At 49.9% G+C, this 8,249-nt stretch carries 2 protein-coding genes; both read left to right on the forward strand.

Annotation, left to right across the window (positions count from 1 at the left end; translation table 11 throughout):
- Positions 1 to 82 precede the first annotated feature (82 nt).
- Complete coding sequence (locus J7R05_RS06535) at positions 83 to 4,072, forward strand: right-handed parallel beta-helix repeat-containing protein (protein WP_208541685.1); 3,990 nt, start codon at positions 83 to 85, stop codon at positions 4,070 to 4,072.
- A 135-nt stretch (positions 4,073 to 4,207) separates the two neighbouring features.
- A partial coding sequence (locus J7R05_RS06540; protein WP_208541686.1) for an autotransporter outer membrane beta-barrel domain-containing protein occupies positions 4,208 to 8,249 on the forward strand: 4,042 nt, incomplete at its 3' end.

Below are 8,249 nucleotides of genomic sequence, written 5' to 3' on the forward strand. Positions count from 1 at the left end.
TTTTGTTTTGATTTTCTTTTTTTTAAAGAATAGTTTTTCTCTTTTAATCTGAAAGGTTTCAAGAGCATAGTGGGTTATGGTTATGCGTCGTGTGTTCAATCATCATGTTTGTTTGTGTGTGTTATCGACAGCTATTCTAGCTGGTCTTGCTCTTATGACTTCTCAGAATAAAGTCTATGCTCAGGCACAGAATTGTAAGGGGTTGGCTGGTGGTAATCAGGATAAGGGTAAGGAGCCAATTGTGTGTGATGGGACGACAAATGGGAGTGGGTGGAGTGTTGATGGTGGATGGGGTGAGCTGAGTGGTGAGAATCGAAATATAGATATGAGTGTGCATTCTGGTCAGGTTGCTGTGACGGTGTACAATGGGAGTGGGGGGAGGGCAAAGATTATGATAAAGAGTAAGCTGACGGTTAGGGATAAGAGTGGTAAGAATAATAATCCGGCGATTAAGGTGTATAATAAAGGGGAGCTGGTGTTGGTGGGGGGTGTTGATGTTACAGGGGTGCAGAAGGGGATAGAAGTGAGTGGGTCGGGGTCTTCTGTTACGGTTGTTAAGGGGACGATTGGGGTGAAGAATGGGGGAGGAGGTTCTTTGATTGAGGTGAAGGATGGGGGGAAGGTGATGTTGATGGAGGGGGTGACGATGAAGAATGTCAAAATGGGGATGAAGATTAAGGGGAATGGGAATGCGAGTGTAAAAGGGGGGGCGACGATTGAGGTTGGGCACAGTGGGACGGGGGTGGAGGTGGATGGGACGGCTAATGCTAATGTGGTGGATATGACGATTATGGGAAAAGGGACGGGGGCGGGGGTGTTGATTAATGGGAGGGGGACGGTGGTAATGACTAAGGTGACGATGAAGGATGTTGCAATGGGGGCAAGGGTGAGTAATGGGGTGTTGGAGATGATTGGGAAGTCGACGATTGCGGTTGGGGGGAATGGGACGGGGTTGGAGGTGAAGGGGGGTAAGGTGATGATGATGGGTGGATCGATTACGGGAAATGGGAATACGGGGACGGGGGTGGAGGTGTCGGGGATGAATGCGACAGTGACGATGATGGGTGTGACGTTGAAGGATGTTGATACGGGGGCAAGGGTGAGTGGGGGGACGTTGACGTTGAATGGGGGGTCGACGATTAAGGTTGGGGGGGTTGGGGGGAATGGGGTGAGTGTGAGTGGGGGGGATGTGGTGATGATGGGGAAGACGACGATTAATGTTACGGGGGTTGGGATGGGGCTTAATGTGACGGATGGGACGTTGACGGTGACGGGGACGACGACGATTGAGGTTGGGGGGAGTGGGGGGACAGGGATGTATGTGACGGGGGGAGAGGTGACGATGAGTGGGGAGACGAAGATTGAGGTTGGGGCAGGAGGGAAGGGGATGGAGGTGGGTGGGAGTGCGATGGTGATGATGACGGGTGGGAGTTTGACGATTACGGGAAAGGGAAGTGGGACGGGGGTGATGGTGTCGGGGAGTGCTGATGTGACGTTGGAGAGGGTGAATATTTCAGGGTTTGCAAAGGGGGTGCAGATGACGGGTGGGACGTTGATGGTGAGGGAGGGGATGATTGTGGGAAACAATAGTGGGACGGGGGTGGATGTGACGGGGGGTGCTAATGTGACGTTGACGAGTGTGAATATTTCACAGGTTGAAACGGGGATATATATGGAGGCAGGTGAGAGTTTGACGGTGAGGGAGGGGACGATTAATTTTATGGGGGCTTATGGGGTGAGTGTGGGGGCAGGGGTGACAAGTGCTAGTTTGACGGGGACAAAGATTGTGGGAAGGGGGAAGACGGGGGTGTTGATGGGGAGCACGGGGACGTTGACGTTGGAGAGGGTGAATATTTCAGGGGTACAAACAGGGGTGGAGGTGACGGGGAGTGGAAAACTGACGATGGAGAATGGGGAGATTCGGTTTACGGGGGCTTATGGGGTATATGTGGGGAAATCGGTGACAGAGGCTACTTTGGCGGATGTGACGATCAGTGGAGAGAATAAGGGTATAGGGGTGTATGCGGAGGGGGAAAAGATGATGATGACGAAGGTGAATATTTCACAGGTACAAACGGGGATATATGCGATGGGAAGTGGAGAGCTGAAGGTGGAGGATGGGACAAGGATTGAGTTTATGGGGGATTATGGGGTGATGGTGGGGAAAGGGGTGAGGGCTGAGTTGACGGATGTGACGATTGTGGGAAACAAGAGTGGGTATGGGGTGTTGATGACGGGGGGTACGGTGATGATGACGAAGGTGAATGTTTCAAATGTTGAGAGGGGGATAGCTATGTCAGGAAATGGAACGTTGATTGGGGTGAATATTTCACAGGCTGGAATGGGGATATATGCGATGGGGGGTAAGAGCTTGACGGTGAGGGAGGGGACGATTAGGTTTACGGGGGCTTATGGGGTGATGGTGGAGGGAGGGGTGACAAGGGCTACTTTGACGGGGACAAAGATTGTGGGAAGGGGGAGTGTAAATGGGGTGGGGGTATATGCGATGGGGGGGAATCTGACGGTGAGTGGGGTGGGGATTTCAAAGGTTGAAACGGGGGTGGAGATGAGAAGTGGGAGCTTAACGATAAACGAGGGGACGACGATTCAGTTTACGGGGAAGTATGGGGTGATGGTGGGCAGTTCGGTGACAAGTGCTAGTTTGACGGATGTGACGATTGAGGGAAACAAGAGTGGGTATGGGGTGTTGAAGGTGAAGGATAACACAAGGATTGAGTTTATGGGAAGTGATGGGTATGGGGTGTATGTGGAGGGAGGGGTGAGGGCTGAGTTGACGGATGTGACGATTGTGGGAAGGGGGGATGGGTATGGGGTGTATGCGGAGGGTGGGAAGGTGACGGTGAAGGGGGGGACGAGGATTACGGGGGTTAAGGCGGGGATATATGCGACGGGGTATGGGGTGTTGAAGGTGAAGGATAAGACAAGGATTGAGTTTGTGGGGAAGTATGGGTATGGGATATATGTGGGTGAAGGGGTGAGGGCTGATTTGACGGATGTGACGATTACGGGAAGGGGGAGTGGGGTGGAGGATAGGACGGGGGTTTGGGTGATGGGGGGAAAGATGGTGATGGATAGGGTGGATATTTCAAATGTTGGAACGGGGGTGGTGATGTCGGATGGAGCGATGTGGTTGAAAGAGACGCATTTGAGGAATGTCGCAAAAGGTATGACTATCGAAGAGGGGGTTGTGCGTATGGAGGGAGGATCAGTAGAGTTTAAGGGAGAGCATGGTATCAGTTTTATAGGGGGATATGCTGCTTTAAGGAGGGTCAATATGACTTATAAGAGTGATGGTCTTAATGCTAACTTCATCAAGGTTGAAGGGGGAAAAGTTCTGGCAGAAAACCTTACAATCACAGGAAATGGAGGTAAGGGGCAGGGTGTCAAGGTAGCAAATGGAGGAACTGTGTGGTTGAAAGAGACGCACTTTACTAATGTGAAAAGTGGTATGAGTATCTCAGAGGGATCTGTGTTTATGTTTAAAGGGGGTATTACTTTTAAAGGAGATTACGGTATCTATCTCAGTAAGGGACAGGCTTTGTTAAGTGATTTCAACATTACAGGACCAGGTGGTACGAGCAAAACTACAGGTATAGGGGTAGTGGTGAGTAGCTTAGGAGAAGTCATGATGAGGGAGGTGAATATTTCAGGGGTTGAAATGGGGGCATATATGACGGGTGGATTGCTGGTGATGGACAAAGGGTCCATTACTTTTAAAGGAGACTATGGCATCAATCTTATAAGGGGACATGCTTTTTTAAATGGGGTTAATATTACAGGGTCTGGCGATAAAAAGAGCACGGGGATAGAGCTGGGGTATGGGCAGGTGTTGATGAAAGGCACAACTTTTACCAATGTTGATAAGGCTATGACTGTTACACAGGGGGATGTCAGAATGGAGGGAGGCGAGATAACATTTACAGGAGAGCACGGGATTCTTCTCAAGCAGGGTGGGGTTGCTTTAATGGGGGTTACTATGACTTATTTATGCTTTCATGTATGTTTTTTTTGCATTGTGTGTGAGTGTTTTGTTTATTTTTTCTTGTTTTGAATAGAAGACCTTCAGGGGGATTTTGTTTAGGGGTTTGAGACGTTCAGGTATGGTTTTGTTTTGATTTTCTTTTTTTTAAAGAATAGTTTTTCTCTTTTAATCTGAAAGGTTTCAAGAGCATAGTGGGTTATGGTTATGCGTCGTGTGTTCAATCATCATGTTTGTTTCTGTGTGTTATCGACAGCTATTCTAGCTGGTCTTGCTCTTATGACTTCTCAGACTAAAGTTTATGCTGGAAAGAATTGTAAGGGGGTGGCTGGTGGTGAGGATAGTGAGTCGGGGCTCATTGTGTGTGATGGGACGAGGCCAGATGGGAGTGGGTGGAGTGTTGATGGTGGATGGGGTGAGCTGAGTGGTACGAATCGAAATATAGATATGAGTGTGCACTCTCGTGATGAGGCTGCTGTGACGGTGTACAATAAGAGTGGGAGGGAGACAAAGATTAGGATAAAGAGTAAGCTGACGGTTACGAATAAGAGTGGTAAGAATAATAATCCGGCGATTAAGGTGGAAAAGGGAGGGAAGTTGGCATTGGTGGGGGGTGTTAATGTTACGGAGGTGAAGAAGGGGATAGTGGTTGATGGTCCAAGGTCTTCTGTTATGGTGCTTCAGGGGACGATTGGGGTGTTGACAGGGGGAGGTCCTGTGATTGAGTTGAGTAATAATGGGAAGGTTGTGTTGAATGATGGGGTGACGGTGGGACCGATTAGTGGGAATGTAAATGGGGAAGTGGTGATTAATAATGGGGGGACGTTGAGGATGGATGGGCAGAGTTTTACGGGAGTGACAACGGGGATAGTTGTTAAGGGGGCGACGGGGACGGCTAATGTAAGAGGGGGGGCGACGATTACGGTTAAACAGGGTGGGACGGGGATGGATGTGGAGGGGAATGCTAATGTGATGGATATGACGATTAAGGGGAGTGGGGGAAATGGGATGGGGGTGTTGATTAATGGGAGTGGGACGGTGGTAATGACTAAGGTGAAGTTGATGCAGCTTGAAACGGGGGCAAGGGTGACGAATGGGACGTTGACGTTGAATGGGGGGTCGAAGATTGAGGTTGGGGGGAGTGGGACGGGGTTTAATGTGAGTGGGGGGAAGGTGGTGATGATGGGTGGGAGTTTGACGGTGAAGGGGAATGGGAAGGGGATGGAGGTGGAGGGGGGGAATGTGGAAATGATGGGTGGATCGATTACGGGAAATGGGAATACGGGGACGGGGGTGGAGGTGAAGGGGGGGACGGCTAATGTGACGTTGACAAGTGTGAATATTTCAAAGTTTGCAACGGGGATAAATATGACGGGTGGGACGTTGATGGTGGAGGGGAAGACGACGATTAAGGTTGGGGGGAGTGGGTCGGGGGTGAGTGTGAGTGGGTCGGGGCAGGTGATGATGAATGGGACGACGACGATTAATGTTACGGGGAGTGGGAAGGGGATGTATGTGAAGGGTGGGACGGTGGTGATGGAGGGGACGACGAAGATTGAGGTTACGGAGAATGGGACGGGGATGTATGTGAGTGGGGGGACGGTGATGATGATGGAGGGTGGGAGTTTGACGATTACGGGAAAGGGAAGTGGGAGCAAGGGGGTATATGTGGGGGGGGGTGCTAATGTGACGTTGGAGAGGGTGAATATTTCAAAGTTTGCAACGGGGGTATATATGACGGGTGGGACGTTGATGGTGAGGGAGGGGATGATTGTGGGAAATGGGAGTGGGACGGGGATATATGCGAAGAGTGGGAAGGTGACGTTGACGAGTGTGGATATTTCAAATGTTGGAACGGGGGTGGAGGTGGATGGGGGGACATTGACGGTGGAGGGGGGAGAGATTGGGTTTGCGGGGAGTGGGAAGGGGGTGTATGTGGGGAGTTCGGTGACAAGTGCTAGTTTGATGGGTGTGACGATTACGGGAAGTGGGAGTGGAAAGGGGGTTTGGGTGAAGGGGGGGAGCGGGAATGTGACGTTGGAGGGGGTGAATATTTCAGAGGTTGCAACGGGGGTGCAGATGGAGGGGACGGGGACGTTGATGGTGGAGGGGGGGAAGATTGGGTTTAAGGGGACTTATGGGGTGATGGTGGGCAGTTCGGTGAAGAAGGCTACTTTGACGAATGTGGAGATTAAGGGAAAGGGAAGTGGGTCGGGGATGGGGGTTTGGGTGGAGGGTAAGAGCTTGACGGTGGAGGGGGTGACGAGGATTACGGGGGTGAAGGTGGGGATAAGTATGAAGGGAAGTGGAGAGCTGAAGGTGGAGGATGGGACAAAGATTGAGTTTGAGGGGAGTGGAAGTTATGATTATGGGATAGGGGTGTATGTGGAGGGAGGGGTGAAGAGTACTACTTTGGCGGGTGTGGAGATTAAGGGAAATGGGAAGGGGGATGGGATATATGCAAAGAGTGGGGATCTGACGGTGATAGGAGGGGAGATAAAAGAGGTTGAGAGGGGGATAGCTATGACGGGGGGTGGGACGTTGATAATGAAAGAGGGGACGAGGATTCAGTTTAAGGGGAGTGATGGGTATGGAGTATATGTGGGCAGTTCGGTGACAAGTGCTAGTTTGACGGGCGTGACGATTGAGGGAAGGGGGGGTGGGACGGGGGTTTGGGTGGAGGGGGGAAAGATGGTGATGAAACAGGTGGGGATTTCAAAGGTTGAAACGGGGGTGGTGATGTCGGGTGGAGCGATGTGGTTGAAAGAGACGCATTTGAGGAATGTCGCAAAAGGTATGACTATCGAAGAAGCGGTTGTGGTCATGGTTGAAGGGTCGGTAGAGTTTAAAGGAGAGTACGGTATCAGTCTTACAAAGGGGTATGCTTTTTTAGGAGGGGTCAATATCGAGGGAAAGGAAATAGGACAAGAGGGCATCAAAGTTAGTGCGGGAATGCTTGATCTGTACAAGACAAATGTAAGGGGTGTCTATAAAGGTATGACTGTTAAGGAGGGAAGTGTTGTACGTATGTTGGAAGGGGAGATTACCTTTAAGGGAGAGCATGCCATCAGTCTTACAAAGGGGTATGTTGATTTAAGGAAGGTCAATATGACTTATAAGGAGGATAATAAGGTTAAGGGTGCTGATGTTGTTTCTCCAAACTTCATCAAGGTTGACGGGGGAAAAGTTCTGGCAGAAAAGGTCACAATCACAGGAAATGGAGGTAAGGGGCAGGGTGTCAAGGTAGCAAATGGGGGAGCTGTGTGGTTGAAAGAGACAAACTTTACCAATGTGAGAAGTGGTATGACTGTTGAGAGGGGAGGTATTATGCGCATGGAGGGAGGAGCCATTACCTTTACAGGAGGGCATGGTATCAGTGTTTCAGGGGGGCAGGCTGTGTTAAGTGGTTTTAGCATTACAGGACAAGGTGATACGAGCAAAGCTACAGCTACAGGCACAGGGGTAGGGGTGAGTAATTTAGGAAAAGTCATGATGAGGGGGGTGAATATTTCTCAGGTTGGAATGGGGGCATATGTGACGGGATATGGGTTGCTGGTGATGGACAAAGGGTCCATTACTTTTAAAGGAACGCATGGCATTAATCTTATAAGCGGGTATGCTTTGTTAAATGGGGTTAATATTAAAGGGCCTAGTGATAAGAAGAGCACGGGGATAGAGCTGGGGTATGGGCAGGTGTTGATGAAAGGCACAACTTTTACCAATGTTGATAAGGCTATAACTGTTACAGAGGGGGATGTCAGAATGGAGGGAGGTGAGATAGAGTTTAAAGGAGAGCATGGGATTCTGCTCGGGCAGGGTGGGGTTGCTTTAATGGGGGTTACTATGACTTATAAGGGGAACAGTACTACAGCTGATTTCATTAAAATCACGGGAGAGGATACTACAAATGCTGTAGAGGCAGTTGATCCTAAAACGAGGAAAACATTTACACCAAAGAGTGCCGTGGTGGTGGCAGCAAGCTTAAAAATCGATGGAAGTGGTCATGGGCAGGCCTTAAATGTTACAAATGGGGGGAGAGTTGTTTTGGTGAATCCAACTTATACGAATGTTCACACTGGCATGACTATTACAAAGGGTGCTGTGCAAATGATCGAAGGATCAATGGAGTTTAAAGGAGGGCACGGCATCTATCTCAAGAGGGGACATGCTTTGTTAACAAATGTCACTATGACTTATAAAGGTCATGAGAAAAATACTACTTTCCTAAAGGTTGAGGCAACGAAGGTTT

It is taken from the genome of Bartonella capreoli, assembly GCF_902813205.1.
In the GTDB taxonomy this organism is placed as follows: domain Bacteria; phylum Pseudomonadota; class Alphaproteobacteria; order Rhizobiales; family Rhizobiaceae; genus Bartonella; species Bartonella schoenbuchensis.

What these genes read in the sequence shown, in the direction of transcription:
- J7R05_RS06535 (WP_208541685.1), top strand. Translation starts at nt 83, where the DNA reads ATGCGTCGTGTGTTCAATCATCATGTTTGTTTGTGTGTGTTATCGACA.